This window comes from Providencia rustigianii DSM 4541 (assembly GCF_000156395.1).
Taxonomy (GTDB): Bacteria; Pseudomonadota; Gammaproteobacteria; order Enterobacterales; family Enterobacteriaceae; genus Providencia; species Providencia rustigianii.
In genome coordinates this window covers 1-393 of record NZ_GG703842.1, presented here as the reverse complement: position 1 = coordinate 393, position 393 = coordinate 1, and the positions used below count along the sequence as shown (strand labels likewise).

The following is a 393-nucleotide window of genomic DNA, read 5'->3' as shown; positions in this document are numbered from 1 at the left end:
CGGACAATGTGTCCAATGAAACCACCGTGACCATTGTTATTGACGCGGCGCCGGTAGCAAACAAAGATAGCGCGGCGATCAAAGAAGGTGAAACGGTTACGCTGGATGTGTTGGCGAACGACACCGACTTGGATGGCAAAGACGATATCGACCCGAGCACACTGACGATCATCACTAATGGTGGCAAAGGCACGGCAGAGTTTGTTAACGGCAAGCTGGTGTACACCGCGAAGCCGGGCGAAGTGGGCACGGACACCATCACGTACACCGTGAAAGACAAAAACGGCAATGTGTCCAATGAAACCACCGTGACCATTGTTATTGACGCGGCGCCGGTAGCAAACAAAGATAGCGCGGCGATCAAAGAAGGTGAAACGGTTTACGCTGGATGTG

General features: G+C 52.9%; 1 protein-coding gene. It reads left to right on the top strand.

Annotation, left to right across the window (positions count from 1 at the left end):
* The coding region (locus PROVRUST_RS18875) for an Ig-like domain-containing protein (protein ID WP_006816525.1) at positions 1–393 on the top strand (393 nt) is incomplete at both ends.